The sequence below is a fragment of the Corynebacterium phoceense genome (assembly GCF_900092335.1).
Lineage (GTDB): Bacteria > Actinomycetota > Actinomycetes > Mycobacteriales > Mycobacteriaceae > Corynebacterium > Corynebacterium phoceense.
Genome location: NZ_LT596208.1, coordinates 1,313,473 through 1,335,595, shown reverse-complemented (window position 1 = coordinate 1,335,595; position 22,123 = coordinate 1,313,473). Strand labels below are relative to the sequence as shown.

The 22,123-nt window shown below is 64.5% G+C and carries 25 protein-coding genes and 1 riboswitch; of the genes, 15 read left to right on the top strand and 10 right to left on the bottom strand.

What is annotated here, in order from left to right:
- Window positions 1-20 precede the first annotated feature (20 nt).
- Window positions 21-2,258: an acyltransferase family protein gene (locus BN9444_RS10550; RefSeq protein WP_068801888.1), complete on the bottom strand. Its 2,238-nt coding sequence runs from the start codon at window positions 2,256-2,258 to the stop codon at window positions 21-23.
- 361 nt (window positions 2,259-2,619) lie between these two features.
- On the opposite strand from BN9444_RS10550, the gene rpsP reads away from it, so the two are divergent.
- The gene (rpsP, locus tag BN9444_RS10545) at window positions 2,620-3,120 is read left to right on the top strand and encodes a 30S ribosomal protein S16 (RefSeq protein ID WP_068801887.1); all 501 of its coding nucleotides are present in this window, start codon (window positions 2,620-2,622) and stop codon (window positions 3,118-3,120) included.
- Between the two features lie 263 nt (window positions 3,121-3,383).
- Here rpsP and BN9444_RS10540 read toward each other — a convergent pair whose 3' ends face one another.
- Window positions 3,384-4,082: a TetR/AcrR family transcriptional regulator gene (locus tag BN9444_RS10540; RefSeq protein WP_068801886.1), complete on the bottom strand. Its 699-nt coding sequence runs from the start codon at window positions 4,080-4,082 to the stop codon at window positions 3,384-3,386.
- A 57-nt stretch (window positions 4,083-4,139) separates the two neighbouring features.
- Window positions 4,140-4,553: a cupin domain-containing protein gene (locus BN9444_RS10535; protein WP_068801885.1), complete on the bottom strand. Its 414-nt coding sequence runs from the start codon at window positions 4,551-4,553 to the stop codon at window positions 4,140-4,142.
- Between the two features lie 81 nt (window positions 4,554-4,634).
- Here BN9444_RS10535 and rimM point away from each other — a divergent pair, with 81 nt between their 5' ends.
- Genes rimM through BN9444_RS10520 form a run of 3 tightly spaced genes read left to right on the top strand, consistent with a single transcriptional unit; the run spans window position 4,635 to window position 6,344 of the window.
- The gene (rimM, locus tag BN9444_RS10530; RefSeq protein WP_068801884.1) at window positions 4,635-5,135 is read left to right on the top strand and encodes a ribosome maturation factor RimM; all 501 of its coding nucleotides are present in this window, start codon (window positions 4,635-4,637) and stop codon (window positions 5,133-5,135) included.
- Window positions 5,132-5,992, top strand: a complete 861-nt coding sequence (trmD, locus tag BN9444_RS10525; protein WP_068801883.1) for a tRNA (guanosine(37)-N1)-methyltransferase TrmD — start codon at window positions 5,132-5,134, stop codon at window positions 5,990-5,992. Before rimM ends, trmD begins: the two co-directional genes overlap by 4 nt.
- Window positions 5,982-6,344 (top strand): hypothetical protein, encoded by a 363-nt coding sequence (locus BN9444_RS10520; protein WP_066486932.1) that lies wholly within the window; start codon window positions 5,982-5,984, stop codon window positions 6,342-6,344. Before trmD ends, BN9444_RS10520 begins: the two co-directional genes overlap by 11 nt.
- A gap of 84 nt (window positions 6,345-6,428) precedes the next feature.
- Here the strand turns inward: BN9444_RS10520 and BN9444_RS10515 are convergent, their stop codons facing one another.
- The gene (locus BN9444_RS10515; protein WP_068801881.1) at window positions 6,429-7,412 is read right to left on the bottom strand and encodes an FAD-dependent oxidoreductase; all 984 of its coding nucleotides are present in this window, start codon (window positions 7,410-7,412) and stop codon (window positions 6,429-6,431) included.
- A 37-nt stretch (window positions 7,413-7,449) separates the two neighbouring features.
- On the opposite strand from BN9444_RS10515, the gene BN9444_RS10510 reads away from it, so the two are divergent.
- Window positions 7,450-9,729, top strand: a complete 2,280-nt coding sequence (locus BN9444_RS10510; RefSeq protein WP_068801880.1) for a Tex family protein — start codon at window positions 7,450-7,452, stop codon at window positions 9,727-9,729.
- Window positions 9,730-9,794: 65 nt separating this feature from the next.
- Window positions 9,795-10,658 (top strand): NAD(P)H-binding protein, encoded by an 864-nt coding sequence (locus tag BN9444_RS10505; protein ID WP_068801879.1) that lies wholly within the window; start codon window positions 9,795-9,797, stop codon window positions 10,656-10,658.
- Here BN9444_RS10505 and BN9444_RS15385 read toward each other — a convergent pair.
- The 6 genes from BN9444_RS15385 to thiC all read right to left on the bottom strand — a co-directional run bounded on the left by BN9444_RS15385 (window position 10,655) and on the right by thiC (window position 16,040).
- A complete protein-coding gene (locus BN9444_RS15385; RefSeq protein WP_255356842.1) occupies window positions 10,655-10,786 on the bottom strand; it encodes a hypothetical protein in 132 nt (43 codons plus the stop codon). The genes BN9444_RS10505 and BN9444_RS15385 overlap by 4 nt on opposite strands.
- A 13-nt stretch (window positions 10,787-10,799) precedes the next feature.
- Entirely contained in the window at window positions 10,800-11,870 is a 1,071-nt protein-coding gene (locus BN9444_RS10500) for a ThiF family adenylyltransferase (RefSeq protein WP_068801878.1), read from the bottom strand.
- Window positions 11,867-12,646: a thiazole synthase gene (locus BN9444_RS10495; RefSeq protein ID WP_066486900.1), complete on the bottom strand. Its 780-nt coding sequence runs from the start codon at window positions 12,644-12,646 to the stop codon at window positions 11,867-11,869. The genes BN9444_RS10500 and BN9444_RS10495 overlap by 4 nt, the downstream gene beginning before the upstream one ends.
- A 2-nt stretch (window positions 12,647-12,648) precedes the next feature.
- The gene (gene thiS / locus BN9444_RS10490; protein ID WP_066486896.1) at window positions 12,649-12,843 is read right to left on the bottom strand and encodes a sulfur carrier protein ThiS; all 195 of its coding nucleotides are present in this window, start codon (window positions 12,841-12,843) and stop codon (window positions 12,649-12,651) included.
- Window positions 12,844-12,845: 2 nt separating this feature from the next.
- Window positions 12,846-14,291 (bottom strand): glycine oxidase ThiO, encoded by a 1,446-nt coding sequence (thiO, locus tag BN9444_RS10485; RefSeq protein WP_077210078.1) that lies wholly within the window; start codon window positions 14,289-14,291, stop codon window positions 12,846-12,848.
- Between the two features lie 3 nt (window positions 14,292-14,294).
- Complete coding sequence (gene thiC, locus BN9444_RS10480) at window positions 14,295-16,040, bottom strand: phosphomethylpyrimidine synthase ThiC (protein WP_068801877.1); 1,746 nt, start codon at window positions 16,038-16,040, stop codon at window positions 14,295-14,297.
- A riboswitch (TPP riboswitch) is annotated at window positions 16,037-16,152 on the bottom strand. Its footprint overlaps the gene before it by 4 nt.
- Before the next feature lie 171 nt (window positions 16,153-16,323).
- Between thiC and rplS the strand changes: the two genes are divergently transcribed.
- From rplS to BN9444_RS10435, 9 genes are all read left to right on the top strand, one after another.
- On the top strand, window positions 16,324-16,668 hold the full coding sequence (gene rplS / locus BN9444_RS10475) for a 50S ribosomal protein L19 (RefSeq protein ID WP_066486884.1): 345 nt from the start codon (window positions 16,324-16,326) through the stop codon (window positions 16,666-16,668).
- Window positions 16,669-16,762: 94 nt separating this feature from the next.
- Complete coding sequence (locus BN9444_RS10470) at window positions 16,763-17,563, top strand: cutinase family protein (protein ID WP_068801876.1); 801 nt, start codon at window positions 16,763-16,765, stop codon at window positions 17,561-17,563.
- Window positions 17,564-17,617: 54 nt separating this feature from the next.
- Window positions 17,618-18,256 (top strand): hypothetical protein, encoded by a 639-nt coding sequence (locus tag BN9444_RS10465; RefSeq protein WP_141681538.1) that lies wholly within the window; start codon window positions 17,618-17,620, stop codon window positions 18,254-18,256.
- A gap of 211 nt (window positions 18,257-18,467) precedes the next feature.
- Entirely contained in the window at window positions 18,468-19,220 is a 753-nt protein-coding gene (gene lepB / locus BN9444_RS10460; protein ID WP_231725020.1) for a signal peptidase I, read from the top strand.
- Between the two features lie 82 nt (window positions 19,221-19,302).
- Window positions 19,303-19,959 (top strand): signal peptidase I, encoded by a 657-nt coding sequence (lepB, locus tag BN9444_RS10455; protein WP_230384067.1) that lies wholly within the window; start codon window positions 19,303-19,305, stop codon window positions 19,957-19,959.
- Window positions 19,946-20,602 (top strand): ribonuclease HII, encoded by a 657-nt coding sequence (locus BN9444_RS10450; RefSeq protein WP_068801874.1) that lies wholly within the window; start codon window positions 19,946-19,948, stop codon window positions 20,600-20,602. Before lepB (BN9444_RS10455) ends, BN9444_RS10450 begins: the two co-directional genes overlap by 14 nt.
- A gap of 56 nt (window positions 20,603-20,658) precedes the next feature.
- On the top strand, window positions 20,659-20,964 hold the full coding sequence (locus BN9444_RS10445) for a DUF2469 domain-containing protein (protein ID WP_066486858.1): 306 nt from the start codon (window positions 20,659-20,661) through the stop codon (window positions 20,962-20,964).
- Window positions 20,965-21,171: 207 nt separating this feature from the next.
- Window positions 21,172-21,546 carry a YraN family protein gene (locus BN9444_RS10440; RefSeq protein ID WP_066486856.1) on the top strand — a complete coding sequence of 125 codons (375 nt, stop codon included), beginning with the start codon at window positions 21,172-21,174 and terminating at the stop codon, window positions 21,544-21,546.
- Window positions 21,533-22,123 (top strand): magnesium chelatase domain-containing protein (locus BN9444_RS10435; protein ID WP_141681588.1); only part of this gene is annotated, 591 nt, incomplete at its 3' end. The genes BN9444_RS10440 and BN9444_RS10435, both read left to right, overlap by 14 nt.

Here is a 22,123-nt window from a genome sequence, read left to right as displayed (position 1 = left end):
ATGTGCGGCGTGAGGCGAGTTTAAACCGCGGTGGGGGCCGCGACCATGGGGTAGGGGGCAACGTCCGCCGTGGTGCGGGGGTTCTGGTGTTCTTCGTCGTACGGCGTGGCAGTGGGGGCTGCGGGGTCTTCGCCCGCGGGGGCATCGGGAGCCTCTTGTTGGACCGTCTCGCCCTTCATGAAGGGCTCGATGTACTGACGTAGCAGCGGCATCGCGGAGTCTGCGAAGGCATTCGAGATGTGGTGCATGTCGCGGTAGACGAAGACGTTGCCGATAATGACGGGGCACTGCGTGTCGTCACAGAACCAGTTGGAGGTATCAACGGCGATCATGTTCTTGTACTTCGCAAGCACAATCGCGGCCGGGTCCACTGGGGCGTAGACCTGGTTGCGGTCCATGCTGCACGCGTCCACGTCCTGGGTTGCGACGTAGCACTCGTCAAACTCGCGGCCCACGCCAGCGGCGTCGAAGCCCCACGGGTTATCGCGCAGGCCCATGAACGGAATGTTCTGCTCCGCGAGGAAGTCCCAGAACGCGGCGTAGCCGGCTGGCACGACGTCGGGGCCGTGCCCGTAGAAGTCCTGTGGACGCGTCGTGTTGGAGATGACGAGGTCCGCACCGCCATCGACGATCTGCTCGACGGCGCCCTCGGCCCAGGCCTTGCACTCCGGGGTGACGGTTACGTCATCGCCCAACTCGATGGGGCAGTCTTGGCGGACGATCGGAACGAGCTGGAAGTGCATCTCGCGGCCAAGCTTGTCCAGGCCCGAGGCCCACTGCTCGGCGTGGGAACCGCCGACGAGGTAGACCTTGAAGTCCGCATCCTGGTCGCCGAAGATGCACGGCGTTCCGTCTACGCGTTCCGTGTTGTAGTAGTTCGGATCCGCCTGCTTCGCCACGAAGCAATGCGAGGTCGAGGTCGGAGGCATGATGCCGCCCACGAGGATAGGATCCGGCTGGACCGTGACACCCTCTGGGGCCGTGGTGCCGTTGAACGCCATGGCGCCGGGGTAGCGCGCGGGGTCGAGGGTGAGGCCCTCGCCGTCGCGGACCTGGGACATCCACACGGGCTGAATAGTAAGCAGCGCAATGGTCGCTGCGCCCATAAGCACGCCGCCCACGCCGCGCCAGGCGCCGGCCGTAGTGCGCAGAGAGGCGAGCGCAGAATTGACCGGCATATCGTCGCGCGTCGGGCGCTTGCGGCGCTGGCGCAGCGGACGCTCGAGGAAGCGGTGCGTGAGATCCGCGAGGACGAGCGAAATGGCGATGATGATAACGCCCAGCCACCAGGTGGGGCGCTCCATGCCCAGGTATGCCGTGGACAGGATGAGCAGCGGCCAGTGCCACAGGTAGAGCGGGTAGGCGACGTCGCCGAGCCAGCGTGCCTTCTTCGAGGCCATGGCCTGGGACAGGGATCCGCCGCCGCCCAGGATGATGAGCACGGCACCGCCGAGCGGCAGCAAGGACAGCGGACCGGGGTAGGCCGCCGTATTCGCGATAAGCGCGCCCGTGCAGATGAGCGCGAGGAGGCCGAAGCCCGTAAAGAAGTTGGAAAAACGCTGGGGGACGGCCAGCTTTGCACCGTAGATGGCGAGCACGCCGCCGAGCGTGAGCTCCCACGCACGCGACCAGGTGGAGTAGTAGTTTGCGGCCGGGCCGTAGAGACCAAAGCGGCAGGCGTATGCGAAGGACGCGATCGTGACGATAACGAGGATGGGGCCGGCGATCTTCTGCACGGTGAGGGTGCGGCGGCCCAGTGCGCGGACGAGGAGCCCCAAGCCCAGCGCAAACGCGATGGACATGACATAGAACTGGCCCTGCACGGCCATGGACCACAGGTGCTGCAGCGGCGAGGTGCTTGCCGATGCCGCCGCATAATCGGCGTTCTGCCGTGCCAGCTCCCAGTTCTGGTAGTAAAACACCGTCGCCGTGATCTGCTGGACGAGCTCCGTGCGCAGCAGTTGCGGGGTGAAGAACTTGACGAGGAGGAACGTTGTACCCACCGTGAGCGCAAGCGCCGGGACCAGGCGGCGCAGCGTGCGCCAGATCGGCCACCACGGGTTAAAAGAGGCATTCGGCTTTTCCGCGTAGCGTAGCTGGGAGCCCAGGAAGAAGTAGCCAGAGAGCAACAAGAAGACGTCCACGCCGCCGGAGACGCGTCCCACGAAGACGTGATAGAGGACGACGAGGCCGATCGCGATGCCGCGCAGTCCATCAAGATCGTAACGGTAGCGAAAATTTCGTGTTGATTCTGCCATGGTGTGGGTGGGTCCTGACCTCGTCCTTAGTGCTCCTCCTATAATCCCGTCGCAGGAGACGGGAAAGAAAGAGCAGGCAAACGGGAAGCTATAAACTAGGTACGGCCCGTAAGGTTACCTGGCGCATGCATGAAAACCGGAACTGACGCGACGTGATTTCCGGAATTGGCCTGGTTGCCTGTAGTATATGTCGGGTTGCCACGCATGTGGCGGCACAATTTGACACTTATCCTGCGTAACGCCCCCACCGCCTACGGACGGCGGGCATGTCACACGCAGGCTAAATCCGAGGGTTGAACCGGCGCGAGCACACGGCTCGCGTGTCTGTACTGCCCAGTGACTACACGCAAAGGAGCCAATCATGGCCGTTAAGATTAAGCTGCAGCGTATCGGTAAGATTCGCACCCCTGAGTACCGCGTAATCATCGCTGATGCCCGCACCCGTCGTTCCGGTAAGGCTATCGAGAACATCGGCATCTACTCCCCGAAGCAGCAGCCGTCCCTCATTCAGATCGATTCCGAGCGCGCACAGTACTGGCTGGGCGTCGGCGCACAGCCGACCGAGCCGGTACTCGCTCTGCTGAAGGTCACCGGTGACTGGCAGAAGTTCAAGGGCCTGCCGGGCGCCGAGGGCACCCTCCAGGTTGCCGAGGAGAAGCCGTCCAAGCTTGACCTCTTCAACGCTGCCCTGTCTGAGGCTGCCAACGGCCCGACCCTCGAGGCCATCACCGAGAAGAAGCGCAAGGCCAAGGAAGAGGCTAAGGCTGCTGCTGAGGCTGCTGCCGCCGCCGAGGCTGAGGCCAAGGCTGCCGCTGAGGCTGAGGCTGCTGAGGAAGCTCCGGCTGAGGAGTCCGCAGAGTAATTCTGCTTAAGCGCTACCCCGTAACCGTTCGCGGTTGCGGGGTTTTACGCGTTTCCCCGTAAAATGCGGCCCTGGAGCAGGAACACCCCCGGATTATTGTCAGACAGGGACAGGAATAGGCCATACCGAAGCCAGCGACTAGTTCCACTGTCCTTTCAGACAGCGGGAATGGACATAAACATAGCCCGCCCACTTGGGTGGACAGGCTATGAATTTTCGGTGCCTTGGGGTGGAACTGCTTCCAACGTCATGGGCGCGACGGCCTAGGTATCGTCGTCCGAATCTGGCTTGCCGTCGGGGTAGTTGCGGAACGGGTCGTTGACATCCGTGAAGTCTGTGCCGCGCATGGCGGAGGCGAAGACGCCTTGGGCGAGCTCGTTCTTCATCTCACGCGGCAGATCCGCCATCTGGCCGGTCGTACAGAGCACGGTAAAGCCGTGGACCGTGGACCACGCGGCGAGCGCGTTCTGCATGAAGTACTGGAGGTGGCTCACGCCGTCCGTGCGCTGGGCATGGATGCGGAAACACTCGGAGAATTCCCGTAGCGCCTGTACGTGTGGCTCGAGATGCTCCTCATCACCGCCGCTGCCGCCCATCACGGTGGGAAGGTCCAAGCTACGTCCGGCGAGCATGCAACGGAACATATGGGGCTCTTCCATCGCGAAGTTGAAGTAGACCCACGCACACGCCATCATGCGGTCCGCAACGAGGGGGCGGCTCTCGTGATCGGTGAGGACCACGTTGAGACGCGCGATGAGCTCGTCGACCGCGCGGTTGGACACGGCGTTGAGAAGCTCCTCCTGGTCCGTGTAATGACGGTAGGCCGCCGTGGGGGACACACCGACGCGGCGGGTGACTTGGCGAATGGAGATCGCCTCGGGGCCTTCTTCGCGGCCGATCTCTTCGGCGACGCGCAACAACTCGCCTTTGAGGTTTCCGTGGTGATAAGGCTTAGTACTCACAGAAACAGAGTATAAGTGTCTCAGACCAGTGGGTGTTATCGCCAGCTCTTATCGGCTTTATTCACCCGTGTGCATGGTGAGCAGCATGATCGCCTGGCCGTGATCAGAGTCTTCCGGCAGCCGCACTGCATGTGGAAGGTAGGCCGGCAGGTGGACTGCGACACCCGGGTGCAGTTCGTGAGTGTCGCCTTCGCACTCGAAGAGCACAGAGCCTGTGAGGACTTGCACAGTAATGGGGTGGGCCGCCTTATGATCCGGCAAGGTCTGGCCGGGCACGAAGGTGAAGACGATGTGGTTGGCGCGGTGTCCGCTGAGGGCACGCTTGACTGCGGGTCGCGGGCGGGAGGCATCGGCAGCAGGCGCCTCCGCAAGGAAATCGAAGAAGACGAGTCCGCCGCCCTCATGCGCGGCGTCGCCGAAGGTCGTCACGTCATTGATGGGCAGGGAGGAAGGGTTCTCTGGGGTTGTCATGCGCCCAGCCTACGGGCTCGCTTTACCGCCTGGTAGGTGTTCTTGGTCGCAGCGAAAGCCTGACCCTATAGAGTAGGCGGCATGGAATTACTCATCGGCCGCGTCATCAAATCGCACGGCATCAAGGGCGAGCTCGTTGTCGAGCCCACCACGGACGAACCGGAGGTCCGGTACGCCGTGGGCGAGGTCCTGCATGGCACGCAAGGAAAAAAGGAACACACGCTCACGGTGAAGTCCGTGCGCGTACACAAGGGACGACTCCTTATCTTCTTCGAGGAGATTCACGACCGCACGACAGCGGATACGCTGCGCGGCACCCAGTTCTTCGCGCCGCCGCTTGAAGACCCGGACGATGATGGCTTCTACGACCACGAGCTCGAAGGCCTGCGCGTCATTCACAACGGTGCCGATGTCGGTGAGGTCACCGGTGTCACGCACGGCCCCGCGCAGTCGCTCCTCGAGCTCACTCTCGACGGTGGCAAGGAAGTCTTGGTCCCGTTCGTCGAGGAAATTGTGCCCGACATTGACCTGGAGGCTGGCACGTGCACCATCACTCCGCCAGAGGGGCTGTTCGATCTATGAGGCTCGACGTTGTCACCATCTTTCCCGAGTATCTCGACCCGCTGCGCCACGCGCTGCTGGGCAAAGCGATCGAACAAGGTCGCCTTTCTGTCGGCGTCCACGACCTGCGCGGCTGGGCCACGGACGTCCACAAGTCAGTGGATGACTCGCCGTTTGGCGGCGGCCCTGGCATGGTCATGAAGCCGGAGGTCTGGGGCCCTGCGCTGGATGATGTCGCCGCGGGGACCGCCGCGGCCACTGAACTCGAGTCCTCGCTTCCGCATCTTGCTCGTCCGACGCACGACGATGTTGAGGGCGTTGAGGCAACCCCCTACGAGGGTCGTGACGTGCGTGAAGGCGAAGACCCGTCGTTGCCGCTGCTTATCGTGCCAACTCCCGCTGGAAAGCCTTTCGCGCAGCCCGATGCCCGCGCCTGGTCCCGCGAGGAGCACATCGTCTTCGCATGCGGACGCTACGAAGGCATCGATCAACGCGTCGTCGATGATGCGGCGCACCGGTACCGCGTGCGCGAGGTCTCCATTGGCGACTACGTCCTCATCGGTGGGGAAGTTGCCGTCCTCGTCATCGCCGAGGCCGTCGTACGCCTGATCCCGGGCGTCCTGGGCAATAAACGCTCGCACGAAGAGGATTCCTTCTCCGATGGGCTGCTCGAGGGCCCAAGTTACACCAAGCCCCGCGAATGGCGCGGGCTCGAGGTTCCCGAAGTGCTCACCTCCGGTAACCACGCGCTCGTCGACCGCTGGCACCGCGACCAAGCCCTCAAGCGAACTCTGGAGCGCCGCCCCGAATTGCTGGAAGGCGTGGCGTTGGACAAGAAAGACCGCGCTTACTTAAAGGAACTTGGGTTTGAAGGCTAGTACTGATCTCACCGTGCTCATGTCGCCGCAGGACATCGCGGGCCTCGACCTCGCTGCGGCCCTCGCTCCCGAGACGACCGTCGAGCGTGAGTCATGTACCCTCGTCGAGTCCGCCTGCACCCCGGAGAACATCCTGGTGTCCGAATACACTGCGAAGTACGACTCCATGCCGATTACCCAAGGCACGTACCGCCTCACCCTCAATGTGGAGACAGAACTTGCCCCGCGCGCGTTGACGCAGGCCGTCGTCGCGGCCCTGCCGGAGAACACGCTCTGGTACGGCACTTCCAACGAGGGCCACCTCGCGGATGATGCCTTTGATACGCGTCCCGGCAAGGCGCAGTGCCTGTAGCATGCCGAGCCCCAGCGCTTTCCCCACCCTAACTCCGAAAATCTGTCAGAATTTCGAAGTTATGGTGGGGAAAGGGCGTTTAGCCTAGTCGTTCAGAAGCTCTTTAACTCCGGCCGCTGCGCGCTTGGCATACGGACCTACGCCGGTTATCGTCGCGGCGCCCGGGCCCACGATGTCGCCGTAGCCCACGAGAAAGAGACCCGGATGGAGCGGCACTGGCGTGCCGCTCGAAGAGTCAAGGACAGCCCGCAGCGCGCGCAGCGCCGGACGGAACCCGGTGCACCAAATCAAGTGATCTGCCTTGACCCGGTCGAGGGAGTCGAACATCGGTGTCGCTTTCAACCTGCCGGAATCACGCGCTTCGAGGATCTCTGGCAGCATGACGATGTCCCCGGTAGGGCCTGGCCCGGGATCCGGCTCGCCGCGCATCAGCGCAATGGCGCGGCGGTGTGCGTCCTCAAAAAGCACGCGCCCGTCCACATCATCCGCCATCCACCGCGGCTCGTGGCGGGTGTACCACGTCACTTCAGCGACGCGGGTGAGCTCCGCTGCGATCTGCGCGCCTGAGTTCTTCGCGCCGACGACGGCGACGCGCGTGCCCTCAAAAGGCTTAGATCCGGGGTAGCGGGCCGAATGCCATTGGGTCCCGTCGAAGGCGCCGGGGACGAAGGGCGCGTACGGCGCGGACCACGTGCCCGTCGCTGCGACGACGGTGCGCGCCTCCATCGCGCCGACGGAGGTCTCCAGCGCATAGGAGCAACCAGTCCACGACAAGGAGGACACGTGTACGGGCCGGTGCACCTCAAAGCCGTAGCGCTCTTCGTATTTCTCTAGGTATGCAATGACGTGACTGGCTGGCGGGAAACCGTCATAGTGCGGCATAGGCATGCCCGGCAGATTAGAAAAGCTCGCCAAGCTAAATAGCGTCATGGACGGCCACACATGGCGCCACGCCGCGCCGGGGCCGTTCTGATCGTCGAGAATGAGCGGTTCGATTCCAGCTCGGCGCAGGTAGTACGCGGTCGCGAGTCCGGCTTGGCCGCCGCCGATGACGATGCAATCCCTCATACAGATCGAGTCTAAAGCGACCGGTAGAATCAGGCGAATGATTGCAGCTACCATTGCACAAGAAGTCGGGGTACGCGAGTCCCAAATCGAGGCAGCGCTCAAGCTGCTCGCCGAGGGCAATACCGTGCCGTTTATTGCGCGTTATCGCAAGGAAGTCACCGGCGGGCTCGACGACAGTCAGCTGCGCACCATCGAGGAGCGTGCGACGTACCTGCGTGAACTCGAGGAGCGCAAGGAGACGGTGCTTGCCGCCATCGAGGAGCAGGGCAAGCTCACGGACGACCTCAAGGCGCTCATCCGCGGCTGCGAGACCAAGGCGCGCCTGGAGGACCTGTACCTGCCGTACAAAAAGCGCCGCAAGACCAAGGCGGACATCGCGCGCGAGGCCGGCCTCGAGCCGCTCACCGATAAGCTGATCGAGAATCCGACCGCGGACCCGGCCGAGCTGGCGGAACACTACAAGACCGAGGGCTTCGAAGACACGAAGAAGGCCCTCGAGGGCGCCCGTGCCATCCTCATTGACCGTTTCGCACTCGACGCGGACCTCGTCGGCGAGGTCCGCGAGAAGATGTTTACCGACGGCACCATGACAGCCGGCGTCGTTGCGGGCAAGGAGCAAGAAGGCGCGAAGTTCAAGGATTACTTCGAGTTCTCCGAGCCTTTCGACAAGCTTCCGTCCCACCGAATCCTCGCGCTCCTGCGCGGTGAGAGCGAAGGCATCCTGCAGCTCAACCTCGACGCGGGCGACGATACCCAGTACGAAGGGCTCATTGCCGACCGCTTCGACTTGGATGTCAAGGATTCAAAGTGGCTGTCCGACGCCGTCCATTGGGGCTGGCGCACTAAGCTCTACATCTCGTCTGGCCTCGACGTGCGCATGCGCCTCAAAGAAATCGCTGAAGATGGCGCGCTCAAGGTCTTCGCCACGAACCTGCGCGACGTCCTGCTTGCTGCCCCCGCCGGCCAGCGCGCGACCCTGGGCATCGACCCGGGCTACCGCAACGGCGTGAAGTGCGCGGTCGTGGACCCCACCGGCAAGGTGCTCGACACCGCGATTGTGTATCCGCACCAGCCGCAGAACCGCTGGAACGACGCCGTGCAGACCCTCGCCGGGCTCTGCGCGACGCACGCCGTCGATCTCATGGCCGTGGGCAACGGCACCGCGTCCCGTGAGTCCGAGAAGATGGCCAACGAAGTCGCGGACCTCATCGCGAAGGCCGGCGGCAAGCGCCCCACACCCGTCGTGGTCTCCGAGTCCGGCGCCTCCGTGTACTCCGCCTCGCAACTGGCCGCCGACGAGTTCCCGGACATGGACGTTTCCCTCCGCGGCGCTGTGTCCATCGCCCGTCGCCTCCAGGACCCGCTCGCGGAGCTCGTCAAGATCGACCCCAAGGCTATCGGCGTGGGGCAGTACCAGCACGACGTGAACCAGACCGCGCTTGCTCGCACCCTGGACGGTGTGGTCGAGGACGCCGTCAACGGCGTGGGCGTGGACCTCAACACGGCCTCGGTCCCGCTTCTTGAGCGCGTCGCCGGCGTGAACTCCACCATCGCGGGCAATATCGTTGCTTACCGTGACGAGAACGGTTCCTTTGCTTCGCGCAAGGAACTCAAGAAGGTCCCGCGACTCGGACCCAAGGCGTTTGAGCAGGCCGCCGGCTTCCTCCGCATTACCGGCGGCACGGATCCGCTTGATGCCTCCGCCGTCCACCCGGAGGCCTACCCGGTCGTCGCTCGCATCGCTGAGTCCACCGGCCTGGGAGTTGGCGAACTCATCGGCAACTCCGCCGTCCTCACCAAGCTCAAGCCCGCGGATTTCGCGGACGAGACCTTCGGCGTGCCCACCGTCACCGATATCATTGCGGAGCTCGACAAACCCGGCCGCGACCCGCGCCCGGAGTTCAAGACCGCGTCCTTCAAGGAGGGCGTCGAGAAGGTCTCCGACCTGAAGCCGGGCATGATCCTCGAGGGCACCGTCACCAACGTCGCGGCCTTCGGCGCCTTCGTTGACGTGGGAGTCCACCAGGACGGCCTCGTCCACGTCTCCGCGATGAGCGACAAGTTTATCTCGGACCCGCATGAGGTCGTTCGCTCCGGCCAAGTCGTCAAGGTTAAGGTCATGGAGGTCGACGTCGAGCGTCAGCGCATCGGTTTGTCGCTGCGCCTCAATGACGAGCCGGGTCAGCCTGCGCCGAAAAAGCGCGGCGGGGGCCGCCAAGGCGGCCCGAAGAGCAAGGGCGGCAGTAAGCAGTCCCGTGGCAACCAGGGCGGCGGCTCGCTTGCCGATGCCCTCCGCAACGCCGGCTTTGGCCGCTAGCTCGCCGCTTCAAGATTAAAGCGGGGTAGAGTCGTGGAAAACACACTAACTGTAAGGAGTTTTCCATGACCACCATCGGCATGACCGGCGCCACCGGCCAGCTCGGCGCGCTCACCGTCGTCGCACTCATGAATCGTGGCGTGCAGCCCGGCGATATCCGCGGCATGGGCCGTCACGAGGGCAAGCTGCAGGCACTCGCCGACGTGGGTCTGCAGACCGCTGTCGTGGACTACAACGACTCGGCGACCCTCGACGCCGCACTCGATGGCGTCGAGACCCTCATCTTCATCTCCGGCTCCGAGATGGGCCAGCGCGAGCAGCAGCACGCCAACGTCATCGACGCAGCCGAGAAGGCCGGCGTGAAGGAGATCATCTACACCTCGGCGACCCGCGCGGATAACTCTCCGCTCTTCGTCGCGCCGGAGCACAAGGCGACGGAGGAGCGTCTCGCTGCTTCGCCGATTACCGCGACGATTGCCCGCAACAACTGGTACAACGAGAACTACCTCGACGCTTACCAGCTCGTCGTCGCCCGCGGTGCACACTTTGCCCACTCCGGCGACGGCACGATCGCATCCGCTTCCCGCAAGGACTACGCGGAGGCGCTCGCTGTTCTCGCCACGACGGATGAGCACCGTGGCGAAACCCTCGAGCTGGGCGGCCAGACCGCCTGGACCGCACTCGAATTCGCCCAGACCGTCGCTGACGTCTCGGGCCAGCAAATCGAGTTCCTCGAGTCCGACGAGGATGGTCACCGCGCCAAGCTCGAGGCCGAAGGCGTCGACGAAGGCACCATGGGCTTCCTGCTCGGCATGGACACCGCCGTGGCCCAGGGCGGCCTCGACGGCCCGTCCGAGACCCTGTCTCAGCTCATCGGCCACGACACGACGACGTTGGAGCAGACACTCCGCGAGGAAATCGCTGGCTAGTCCTCCATCGTGTCGACGCGCAGGGTCAGCCCGACGGCGCGAGCGGCTTCACGATCTCGGTGAGCTGCGATGGTTTCAGGGCTGTCGAGATAGTCGGTCACCGACCAAGACTTGAGCTCGATAGACATGCCACTGGTTTAGCTAGGAACCGAGGACACGAGCTCCGCCGTCAATGTTGTGTAGGCGTGCACCGCATGTGTGCGCAAGCTCCTCGTAACGCAGTGCGAAAGCGGCGGACTTCTTGCCCAGAGAACACAGGACTCCCACGTCGTCGGCGTCGAGCTCTCGGAGGGCGTTGGCGACGTGGGCGTCGTCGTGGATGCGGGAGAGCGGCAGCTCAACGAGACGTGTGCCGGGCGGGGGCGTGAGCTCAACCAAGAGTCGCTCCTCGTATTCGCGGATATCGAGAACCGCGCTGGGCCATCGCGCGATAGCGCTAGTCTTCTGTGCTTCCGGCAGGTGGGTGACGAGTGGGCGCGCCGGGTCTGCGCCCACGGTGAGCGTGCGGAATAGCGGTGGGAACGCGTCGTAGCTCGTCACCCGTCCGACCGGTGCGTCGAGTTCAGAGAGAAACCCCAAGGCCGTGGTCGCCATGAGTCCGCCCACGACGGATGTCGTCGCGCCGAGGACGCCGGCGGTCTCGCACGTCGCGGTGTCTGACGGCGGGGAGGGGAGGAGGTCGCGCAGGCCCACGCCACGACCGTCCGGGGTGTCGGCGCCGGAATGGAAGAGCGCGACGTCGCCGTGGAAGCGCAGGACTGTGCCCCAGACGAGCGGGGTCGACGTCATCTCGCAGGCGTCCGCGACCAGATACTTCGTTGCATAGGTGTCACTGCCGTCGAGGACGAGGTCTGCCACGGCGACGAGGTCGAGCGCGTTGTCTGAAGTGAGACGCTCGCGTCGCGCGTTGATCTGTACGCCGGGCTGGAGGTCGCGTACTCGGGCGGCTGCGACCTCCGCCTTGGGGCGACCAACGTCCGCGGCACCAAAGAGTATCTGCCGGTGGATGTTTGTCAGATCCACGACGTCGTCATCGATGAGCGTGAGCTTGCCGATGCCTCCTGCTACCAGCTGCTGCAGTGCCGGGCAGCCCAGGCCGCCAGCGCCCACGACGAGGACGTGTGCGTTGTGGAGTCGTTGCTGCGCGTCGCGACCGATGAGCAGGGTTTGGCGGGCGGTCCGACGTTCTTCCTCCGGAGATAAGGGCGTCACAGAACCGCCTCTTGCCACGACGCGAAGCCCTCGAAGGTGGAGGAAGCTTGGGCATGTTCGCGCTTCGGAATGCGGCCAGCGTCGCGCGCAAGAAGGCCGGATTCAACTGCGAGGCGCATGGCGTTCGCCATGGCCGTCGGATCCTGGCAGCGGTTGACGGCGCTGGCGAGGAGGACACCGGAGCAGCCGAGCTCCATGGCGCGGGCGGCATCGGAAGCTGTGCCAATACCAGCGTCGATGAGGACGGGTACGGACGCGCGGGAGCAGATGAGCTCGATATTGTGCGGGTTGAGGATGCCTAGTCCCGTGCCGATGGGTGCGCCGAGCGGCATCACTGCGGCGGCGCCGGCGTCCTCGAGGCGCTGTGCTGCGGCCGGGTCGTCGCTGGTGTACGCGAGAACTGTGAAGCCCTCCGCGACGAGGAGCTCGGTGGCGTCGAGGGTCTCCACGATATCGGGAAGCAGCGTGTGCTCGTCCGTGATGACTTCGACCTTCACCCAGTTCGTGCCGAGCGCCTCCCGAGCGAGCTGTGCCGTGAGCACGGCGTCGCGGGCCGTGCGGCAGCCCGCCGTATTGGGCAGCGGTGTGATACCCAGTCGCTTGATCAGCCCGAAGACGGACTCGCCGCCGGCGTGAGGGTTGAAGCGGCGCATGGCGACGGTGGTGAGCTGCGTGCCCGAAGCCGCGAGCGCGGACTCGAGGGCGTCGAAGCTCGTGGCGCCGCCGGTACCCATGATGAGGTGGGAGTCGAAGTTCTTATCAGCGATGGTGAGCATTCTTAGCCTCCTTGGACGGCGGTGAGTAAGTCGACGGTCGCGCCGGGCTCGAGCGCTGTGTGCCACCCCGACTTGGGCACGACGCGGGCATTGATAGCGGCGGCAGTGCCGTCTTCGGGCGCGCCGAGTTCGGTGATGAGCTCGGCGAGTGTTGTGGCGTTGGTCTCGTATGGGGAGCCATTGAGGGTGATATGCATGGTTAGTCCTTATGCCGGAGCGGATCGCAGGCGGTGAGGTCGAGAGTGAGAGTCTGCTCTTCGATGAGCTCGCGGGTCGTGCGAGCAGCGAAAGCAGACAGCAGGATGCCGTGCCGGAAGTAGCCGGTGGAGACGATGATCTGTGGCGCGTGCGGGAGGCGCCCGAGGTAGGGGAGATCGTCGGGCGTGCCGGGGCGGGCGCCGGTGGTGACTTCGAGGAGTTCGCATTCCTCGAGGCCGGGGACGACGCGGATGGCGTCGCGGAGCAGGTCGTAGACGCTGCCGACGCGGCGGGGGAGGCTGTCTTCGCGGGTCGTCGCTCCCACTGCGATGGTGCCGTCGACGCGGGGGATGACGTAGATGGGGCGGTCCTCGACGAAGCCGCGGACAACGCGAGTGACAAGCGGCTGGAGAGAGACGGGTACGCGGAGGCGCAGAATGTCGCCATAGACGGGACGCAGCTGAAGCGGGTTCGTGTCCTCGTACCAGCCGTTGATGTGGGCGACGCCGAGTCCGGCTGCGAGCACCACAGTGTCAGCCTGGTGGGTGCCTTGGTCGGTGGTGACCGCGCCGTCTGGGGTGATACGGGTGACACGCTCGGTGCGGACGTCGACGCCGAGATTGCGCGCGGCGTCGAGGGCGGCCGCGGCGAACATCCGCGGGAAGAGCTGCGTGTCGCCGGGGATGGAGACGGCACCGGCGAGACGCGGGGAGAGCGCGGGCTCCATGGAACGGGCGGCTCGGGTCGTAATGCGTTCGACCTCCATGCCGTGGGCAGTCTGGTAGTCGAGCAGTTCGGAGAGGTGTTGCGCGTCCGCGCGGTCCGCGGCGACGACGAGGGTGCCCTCGGTGCGGTAGCCGGTGGGCAGGTCCGTGTGCGCGGCGACGAGTTCGATGAGCCGCGGGTGCCAGGCGCCGGCCGCCTGCATGAGTGGGAAGAGCGGGTCTTGCTGATAGACGACCTCGGCGGCGGGAGCAAGCANGCCCGCGAGTCCCAGCGGTGGCCGGCCGGAGTCCTTCGTGGGGGTGGCACGGAAAGGACCGCAGCCGACGTAGTCGAGGACGTCCGCGTACTGGTTGGCGTCCTCGATGAGGGACAGGGTGCCGGTCGTGAGCCCGATGAGTGCGTCGGGGCCGAGGAGCTCGCGGGCCGCGCGGACGGAGAGATCGTCCTGGCCCAGGTGGACACCGGCGACGGGGAAGCCCGCCTCGCGCAGGGCGAGGGCGACGTCGACTCGGTCGTCGATGACGACGGCGGTGCCTGGGTTCGCGGCGTGGACGGCGGTGGACACAGCCGCGCCGAGGTCATAGAGGTCGCGCGCCGAAATGGGCTTCGAACGTACTTGGATGACCCCGGCCCCACCTGAAGCAGCTGCGGCGGCGCGGCGGGCGAGGGCATCGGAAGGCTCGGAACCTGTCACAAAGTAACAGCGCAGATCGGCGCGCATGGATTAAACCTCCTGGTAGATTTCGGAGCCGGCGGCGCGGAACTCGGCGGCTTTGAGGGCTTCTCCTGCTGCTTCTGCGGACGCGCCAGCGGGCGCAGGCATGGTGGGCATGCCGAGCTTCGCGCCGAAGGTGTCGCGAATGTCCTGGCTGATGCGCATGGAGCAGAACTTCGGGCCGCACATGGAACAGAAGTGGGCCGTCTTCGCAGGCTCGGCCGGCAGGGTTTCGTCGTGGTAGGCCTGCGCGGTATCCGGATCGAGGGAGAGCGCGAACTGGTCGTGCCAGCGGAACTCGAAGCGGGCCTTGCTCATCGCGTCGTCCCAGGCGCGGGCGCCGGGGTGCCCCTTGGCGACATCGGCGGCATGGGCCGCCAGCTTATACGTAATGACGCCGGTCTTCACGTCGTCGCGGTTGGGCAGGCCGAGGTGCTCCTTCGGCGTGACGTAGCAGAGCATCGCCGTGCCGCCCATCGCGATGTGGGCCGCACCGATGGCCGAGGTGATGTGGTCGTAGCCGGGCGCGATATCGGTGACGAGGGGACCGAGGGTATAGAAGGGGGCATCGGAAGCCCAGTCCTGCTCCAGCTCGTTGTTTTCCTGAATCATATTGAGCGGGACGTGGCCGGGGCCCTCGACCATGACCTGGACGTCGTACTCCCAGGCGCGACGGGTGAGCTCGCCGATGGTCTTCAGCTCCGCAAACTGCGCGGTGTCGTTGGCGTCCGCGAGGCAGCCGGGGCGCAGGCCGTCGCCGAGGGAGAAGGCGACGTCGTAGCGGGAGAAGATCTCGCAGAGCTCGTCGAAGTTCTCGTAGAGGAAGGACTCCTTGTGGTGGGCGAGGCACCAGCCGGCCATGATGGAACCGCCGCGGCTGACGATGCCGGTGACGCGCTCGGTGGTAAGCGGAATGTAGGGAAGCAACACGCCGGCGTGGATGGTCATGTAGTCCACGCCCTGTTCGCATTGCTCGATGACGGTGTCACGGAAGATCTCCCAGGTGAGGTCCTCCGCGATGCCGTTTACCTTTTCCAGTGCCTGGTAGATGGGCACCGTGCCAATGGGGACGGGGGAGTTGCGCAGGATCCACTCGCGGGTCGTGTGGATATCGTCGCCCGTGGAGAGATCCATGACGGTGTCTGCGCCCCAGCGGGTGGCCCAGCGCAGCTTTGACACTTCTTCCTCGATGGAGCTTGTGACCGCCGAGTTGCCGATGTTGGTGTTGATCTTGGTGAGGAACTTCCGGCCGATGATCATGGGCTCGGACTCGGGGTGGTTGATGTTGTTGGGGATGATGGCGCGCCCGCGGGCGACCTCGGAGCGGACGAACTCTGGATCGCAGTGCTCGCGCAGGGCGACGAATTCCATTTCCTTGGTGATAATGCCCTGGCGGGCGTAGTGCATTTGGGTGACGCGTTTGGTCCCCCTACGTGGCGTGGGCTTTGTGCCCTTCCATTCCTGGGACGCGGCACCACGCTTCTGGGCAGACTTGCCGTCGTCAGCGAGATCGCGTGCGCGGCCCTCGTATTCTTCGGTGTCGTTACGCTCTTCGATCCATGCTTGTCGCAGGGGCGGAAGCCCTTGCGTGGGATCGCATTCCGGGCCGCGGGTGCGGTAGATGCGGAAAGACTCGTTGGGGCCGGTGGGGGAGTCGTCGAGTTGGATTTCGGTTTCCGGGACCTCGAGACCCTTCTCACGGATCGGCGAGTAGGAGTGCTTGGGGTGGATTTCTTGCTCATGGGTAGCCGACATGGGCCTGACCTCTCTTCCTTCGCTGGTGCTAACCAGACAGGTTCGAACGGTGCGGCCGCGGTTCCAGCGGCCATCTCAGCCCGCTTCCATGCGGGCTCCCGTGGGGATAAGTGCGAGTCCTAGACTAAACACAAGGCCTCGGGTTTGTCAGCGATTTGAGAGATTTTGTTTGGGTGCAGGGGTTATGGAACAATAGATGGCTGTTCTATGTAACAGGCACGAACCGGTCAGCTTCCCTGAGGAAGCGCTTGGGTCCTCTGTCTTAAATTGAAAAGGAAAATCAATGACCAACAAGATTGATCTGCTGGACAAGGCCTCGCTGCGCGAGGACATCCCGAACTTCCGCCCGGGCGATACCCTTGACGTCAACGTCAAGGTCATCGAGGGCACCACCGAGCGTACCCAGCTGTTCAAGGGTGTCTGCATCCGCCGTCAGGGCGCTGGCATCCGCGAGACCTTCACCGTCCGTAAGGTTTCCTTCGGTATCGGCGTCGAGCGTACCTTCCCGGTGCACTCCCCGAACATCGCCTCCATCGAGGTCGTTCGCCGTGGCCGTGTCCGCCGTGCGAAGCTGTACTACCTGCGCGACCTGCGCGGCAAGAAGGCTCGCATCAAGGAGCGCCGCTAGTTCTAGCGCGCTGTTACCGCCTCGTCTCCTGTGCTGGAGCGGGGCGGTTCCGCCGTTTTATGCGGGGCTACACGGCACGGCTTAGAATTCCCTCGTGACGCTCTCTGCTCTCCGCTCTGTGCTTGCCTGCCTTCTGGTCGCTGTGATTGCCGTGCTTTCGGTGCATGCGGCCCCGCGCGCGGTCGCACGCCAGTGCACGGCCATTCACGTTCTGCAGGCGGCCGGCACGGGATTTAGCGCGCGGTATTACACCGCGGAGCCGGTGGGGCTCGACTTCAGCGGGTGGAATCCCGTAGATACGCTCCAGATTCGTCTCGGCGCAGATGATGTGAGCGGTACGAATATCCAATATCCGGCCTCCCTCGGCCGATTCAGCGCTTTCCAACCCAACGCGCTGGGTTCGGAAGCCGCGACCTATGGTGAATCCGTGCGTGCAGGCGTCGAGGACGCGCGCCGCGAGCTCGAGTACGTCGAGCGTGCGTGCCCTTCCACGCGCTACATGGTGATTGGCTACTCCCAGGGTGCCTCGGTCGCCGGTGATATCGCCGCAGAGATTTCCGCCGGCCGCGTGAAGGGCGTAACGCCTGACGATGTCGCCGCGGTCGTCCTTGTTGCCGACCCCGGCCGCGCACGGCTCGGCGCCCCACCTGCACGACCCGCGAAGCTCTACGGTCCGGTGCCCGCGGGCACACGCGCGGCGAATGGCGAGATCATCCTCGACGGCGGGACGGGCTTGAGCGCTGGTCGCGAGGGCATGACCGGCCAGCGCCCTGGAAACTTCGCAGGCATGGAGGGCAAGGTTGTCTCCCTGTGCAATAACACGGACATGGCATGTGCGACGCCCTCGGATACCATCGTGCGCGATATCGCGGACTACGCCAATCGCGTCGAATAGGAGGGCCCCTCGGATACGTTGACGCCCCGCGTGGTGGAGCGCTTCCTCGCCGGGATGTCAGAGGGCAAAGATGTGGGCGCGGCCTTGGCCGAGTCGGGTGCGTCCGTCCTCCAGGTGCCCACACTCGTGGCGACCGTGGCGGAGTTGTCCCAGTACTACCTGATTCTCGAGTCGCATACGCACCCGGGACTATCTATTGAGCAGCTCGTGGGTATCGGGCTCATCGCGGCGTTGCCCAACCTTGCGTATGAGGGCGCGATGTCGGACTATCTCATCCCGGTGCTCGAGGTCGCGTCCGAGCCGCTGAACTCGATAAGCCCCGAGGTCGGCGCCTGGTTCGACGTAGCAGTCGAGGGCTTCAAGGCCGTCGATGCCGCCGAATCCGTCTACTGGCAGGCCTATCACTTGGGACTCGCGCCGCAGCTGGACACGCCCACGCAGCTGCGCCAGCGTGCGGCGAAGCAGGTCACGACGCAGCTCGTCGCGCAGCTTCAACACGCGGCGGGATTGGATGCGGCGATGGCGGATCCAGCCAACCAAGGAACCATCAACTCGCTGCGCGTCGCCGGCGACTTCGGCTATACGCACGAGTCCTACTTCGAGCAGGGCTTCTACGTCGACGGCAAGCTAGGCCGCGACTGGGCGGACGAGTGGCTGCTTGAGGTCGCGCGGGGAGTGCTGCGGGAGCGCTAAATGTCGCGCTGACGCGATGCGTGTTACCTAAAGGTGTGAGGAAGAAGGTTTATTTCCCCCTCTGGAGGGCGAAATAAACCTTCTGGCTCACACCTTATGCGTAGCCGACGGCGAGACTTGGGCATCCGAGGGATCTGCAGTACGCGGCGAGTCGTGTTGTAGGCTTTAGCCCGTGACTAATAATGCTGTACCCGCATCCGGTGACTCGCACGTGCCGGGTGTGCCGGATGAGACCAGATCGAAGAACGAGAAGAAGCAGAAGAAGCAGCTGCCGTGGCTGGTAGAGACTCTGCTCATCGTCGTCGCGGTGCTCGCGGTGGTGGGTTTGGTGCAAAACACTATCGGCCGCCAGTACGTCATTCCGTCCGCGTCCATGGAGCCGACGCTGCATGGCTGCCAGGGATGCACGGGCGACCGCATCTTCGTCGAGAAGGTCAGCTACTACGGGGATAAGCATCCGGAGCCGGGCGATGTTGTGGTCTTCAAGGGCACGGACTCGTGGAATGGCGCGTATACTTCGCCGCGCTCGGATAACCCGACCATCCACAAGATTCAGGACGCACTGTCCTACGTCTCGCTGACGCCACCGGATGAGAACACGCTGGTCAAGCGCGTCATTGCGACGGGTGGCCAGACGGTCTCGTGCCAGGCGGGCGACCCGGCCGTTATGGTCGACGGCAAGCCTATCGATCAGTCCTATATCCAGAACCCGCCCACGTACCCCGTCGATGAGTCGAACGGCTCGGAGGAGTGCGGCGGCCCGTACTTCGGTCCGATCACCGTGCCGGAGGGCAACTATTGGGTGATGGGCGATAACCGCACGAACTCGCTTGATTCGCGTTACCACATGCAAGACGAATACCAGGGCACGATCCCGGAGGAGAATATTCGCGGCAAGGTTTCCTTCATCTTCTTCCCGTTCACGCGCATTGGCGGCGTTGATGCCATCGACATCCAGGGCTGACACTCACCGCCTGCCGCGCGAACCTCAGCGCATTACGCTGGGGCAATCCGTGCGGGATGACGCCTCATGGCTGCTGAAAACCATGCTCGCCGCCTTCGTACTGTTGGCGGTGGGATCGGCGCTCATCGGACGCATCTACGTTATCCCGTCGGGGTCCATGGAACCGACGCTCCACGGGTGCCAGGGCTGCAACGGGGACCGCATCGCGGTGGAAAAAGTGAGCTACTACTTCGCAGATCCCAAGCCCGGGGATGTCGTCGTCTTCGAAGGCGAGCCCTCGTGGAACACGACGTATGAGCTGCAGCGATCGCATAACGTGTTTATTCGCGGCCTGCAGAACCTCTTCGCCGCGGCGGGCCTTATTCAGGGCGACGCGAATATCCTCGTCAAGCGCGTCATCGCGACCGAAGGCCAGACGGTCTCGTGCCAGGCGGGGGACCCCGGCATCATGGTTGATGGCCAGGCGCGCACGGAGCCGTACGTGCTTCAGCCCCCGCAGAATCCTATTTCGCCGGAGACGGGCTCGCTGGCCTGCGGCGGCGATTACTTCGGACCGGTCACAGTACCCGAGGACCACATCTGGGTCATGGGAGATAACCGCACGAACTCCGCAGATTCCCGCGCGCACTTGGGTGACGCGGAGCAAGGCACCATTCCGGTCGACAACGTGCGCGGCAAGGTTCGTGCCATCGTCATGCCGTTGAGCCGCATCGGCACCGTTGAGCATGCGCACGCTTAAACAGCAGCGCACCTACGAGGTCGCGCTCGCCCAAGCCGGCTTGGGGCCCGTCGCAGGCGTAGACGAAGCCGGCCGCGGCGCGTGCTGCGGTCCTATCACCATCGCCGCGTGTGTGCTACCCCAGCGGATTATCCCGGAGCTGGCGACGCTCACGGACTCGAAGAAGCTCACGCCCGCCGCACGCGAGAAGCTCTTTCCTATCATCAAGGCGAAGGCGCTTGCGTGGTCGGTCGTCCACATCGAGGCCTCAGACATCGACTACTGGGGCATTCAGCATGCCAACGTCTCCGGCATGCGCCGCGCCGTCGCGCGCCTCGAGGTGCGCCCGCGTTATGTGCTTACCGATGCCCTCAAGGTCCCCGGTCTGCCCGTGCCCCAGCTCCCGATGGTAGGCGGCGACGCCGCCGCGCGGTGTATCGCCGCGGCGAGCGTGCTGGCCAAGGTGAGCCGTGACCACATTATGGTGGACCTCGACGAGCGTTACCCAGGCTATGGGCTTGCGGGGCATAAGGGCTACGGGACCAAGGCACACGAGGGGGCCATCGGAAAGCTGGGCGCCACGCCGGAGCACCGCATGAGCTATGCGAACGTGGCCCGAGCGCAGGCGGAATTTCTCGCGCGTGGCAACGTGGCGCGGGCGTAACGGGGCGCTAGAGTTTAAAGCCTGTAAGAACGAGGTAACTTTCTCAAGGAGCAACGATGAGCGCTGAGGAACTGGACAACTACGAGGCCGAAGTCGAGCTGTCCCTCTACCGCGAATACCGCGATGTGGTGAGCCAATTCTCTTATGTCGTGGAGACCGAGCGCCGCTTCTACCTTGCCAACGCCGTCGAGCTCATCCCGCACACCTCCGGCTCGGACGTCTACTACGAGGTCCGCATGTCTGATGCCTGGGTGTGGGACATGTACCGCTCCGCGCGTTTCGTCCGTTACGTCCGCGTCATTACGTACAAGGACGTCAATATCGAGGAGCTCGATAAACCGGACTTCATCATGCCGGATTAGGCGCGTTCGTGCCGGTGCCATTCACACCGGCATGAGACCTGTCAATGTGTTGAACAATCTCTCTGTGGATAACTCATATCGTGAACTACGTTATCCACAGAATCGGGGCCGCCCGCGAGGCGGCCCCTTGTCGTTGTGGTGTATCTGCCGCTTGGCTAGGTACGAGGCCGTAGTACTGCGGTCCGTAACTAACTAGGAGACAGACACATGCAAACGAAAACTCAGGCTCGTACGCACCTGGCCCGGCGCGGGGAAAGCTGGGCCGCCCGCTTTTATTGCGCTCGGGGCGCGACGGTGCTGGGATGCAACGTCGCTTACGCGTGCGGCGAATTAGACCTCATTGTCCGTGAGAAGGACGGCACCATCGTCTTCGTGGAGGTAAAGACGCGTTCCACGCCGGCCTTCGGCGTGGCGGAGGCTGTCACCCCGCGCAAGCTCAAGCGCATGCGCAAGGCCGCGCAGCAGTGGCTCGCCGGGGCCCGGCCGCTCGCCGACGTGCGCTTTGACGTCCTCGCGCTCACCGCTCGCGGCGACGACTTTGACGTGGACTATTACGCAGGAGTCGAGCATGGCGCTGGGTAAGGCTGCGACGACGGCCCTCGACGGCGTGCTCGCGCATCCGGTCCACGTCGAGGCGAATATCGGGGTGGGCCTGCCCGGCATTCAGATCGTGGGTATGGCCGATACCGGAATCAGCGAGGCGCGCTCGCGGATTCGCACCGCCGTGTCTAATAGCACGCTGCCGTGGCCAAAGACGAAGATCATCGTGTCCATGGCGCCCGCGAGCCTGCCCAAGTCCGGCGCGCACTTCGATCTGCCCATTGCACTCGCCATTCTCACCGCGGGGCTGACGGAACAGGAAGAAGAGCTAGGCGGCTTCGGGCTCTCCGGCGATATCGTGCGCCGTCTGGAGACAACGCTCTTCCTCGGGGAGCTGGGCCTCGACGGCACGGTGCGTCCCGTGCCCGGCGTTATTCCTGCGCTGCTCGCCGCGCAAAACCACGGCTTCGAGTCGCTCGTCATCCCGCCTGGCAACGCGGCGGAGGCCGCACTCGTGCCCGACATGCCCGTCTATGTTGCGCGCACGCTTGCCGATGCCTTCGGCTGGGCGTGTGGCCGTCGCCTCCTGCCTCGCGCGGGGTCGCTGGCGCAGCCCACG

Excerpts from the sequence above, each read along its gene's own strand:
- BN9444_RS10550 (WP_068801888.1), bottom strand. The coding sequence starts at position 2,258 with ATGGCAGAATCAACACGAAATTTTCGCTACCGTTACGATCTTGATGGA.
- rpsP (WP_068801887.1), top strand. The coding sequence starts at position 2,620 with ATGGCCGTTAAGATTAAGCTGCAGCGTATCGGTAAGATTCGCACCCCT.
- BN9444_RS10535 (WP_068801885.1), bottom strand. The coding sequence starts at position 4,553 with ATGACAACCCCAGAGAACCCTTCCTCCCTGCCCATCAATGACGTGACG.
- rimM (WP_068801884.1), top strand. The coding sequence starts at position 4,635 with ATGGAATTACTCATCGGCCGCGTCATCAAATCGCACGGCATCAAGGGC.
- trmD (WP_068801883.1), top strand. The coding sequence starts at position 5,132 with ATGAGGCTCGACGTTGTCACCATCTTTCCCGAGTATCTCGACCCGCTG.
- BN9444_RS10515 (WP_068801881.1), bottom strand. The coding sequence starts at position 7,412 with ATGAGGGATTGCATCGTCATCGGCGGCGGCCAAGCCGGACTCGCGACC.
- BN9444_RS10510 (WP_068801880.1), top strand. The coding sequence starts at position 7,450 with ATGATTGCAGCTACCATTGCACAAGAAGTCGGGGTACGCGAGTCCCAA.
- BN9444_RS10505 (WP_068801879.1), top strand. The coding sequence starts at position 9,795 with ATGACCACCATCGGCATGACCGGCGCCACCGGCCAGCTCGGCGCGCTC.
- BN9444_RS15385 (WP_255356842.1), bottom strand. The coding sequence starts at position 10,786 with ATGTCTATCGAGCTCAAGTCTTGGTCGGTGACCGACTATCTCGACAGC.
- BN9444_RS10495 (WP_066486900.1), bottom strand. The coding sequence starts at position 12,646 with ATGCTCACCATCGCTGATAAGAACTTCGACTCCCACCTCATCATGGGT.
- thiS (WP_066486896.1), bottom strand. The coding sequence starts at position 12,843 with ATGCATATCACCCTCAATGGCTCCCCATACGAGACCAACGCCACAACA.
- thiC (WP_068801877.1), bottom strand. The coding sequence starts at position 16,040 with ATGTCGGCTACCCATGAGCAAGAAATCCACCCCAAGCACTCCTACTCG.
- rplS (WP_066486884.1), top strand. The coding sequence starts at position 16,324 with ATGACCAACAAGATTGATCTGCTGGACAAGGCCTCGCTGCGCGAGGAC.
- BN9444_RS10465 (WP_141681538.1), top strand. The coding sequence starts at position 17,618 with ATGTCAGAGGGCAAAGATGTGGGCGCGGCCTTGGCCGAGTCGGGTGCG.
- lepB (WP_230384067.1), top strand. The coding sequence starts at position 19,303 with ATGCTCGCCGCCTTCGTACTGTTGGCGGTGGGATCGGCGCTCATCGGA.
- BN9444_RS10450 (WP_068801874.1), top strand. The coding sequence starts at position 19,946 with ATGCGCACGCTTAAACAGCAGCGCACCTACGAGGTCGCGCTCGCCCAA.
- BN9444_RS10445 (WP_066486858.1), top strand. The coding sequence starts at position 20,659 with ATGAGCGCTGAGGAACTGGACAACTACGAGGCCGAAGTCGAGCTGTCC.
- BN9444_RS10440 (WP_066486856.1), top strand. The coding sequence starts at position 21,172 with ATGCAAACGAAAACTCAGGCTCGTACGCACCTGGCCCGGCGCGGGGAA.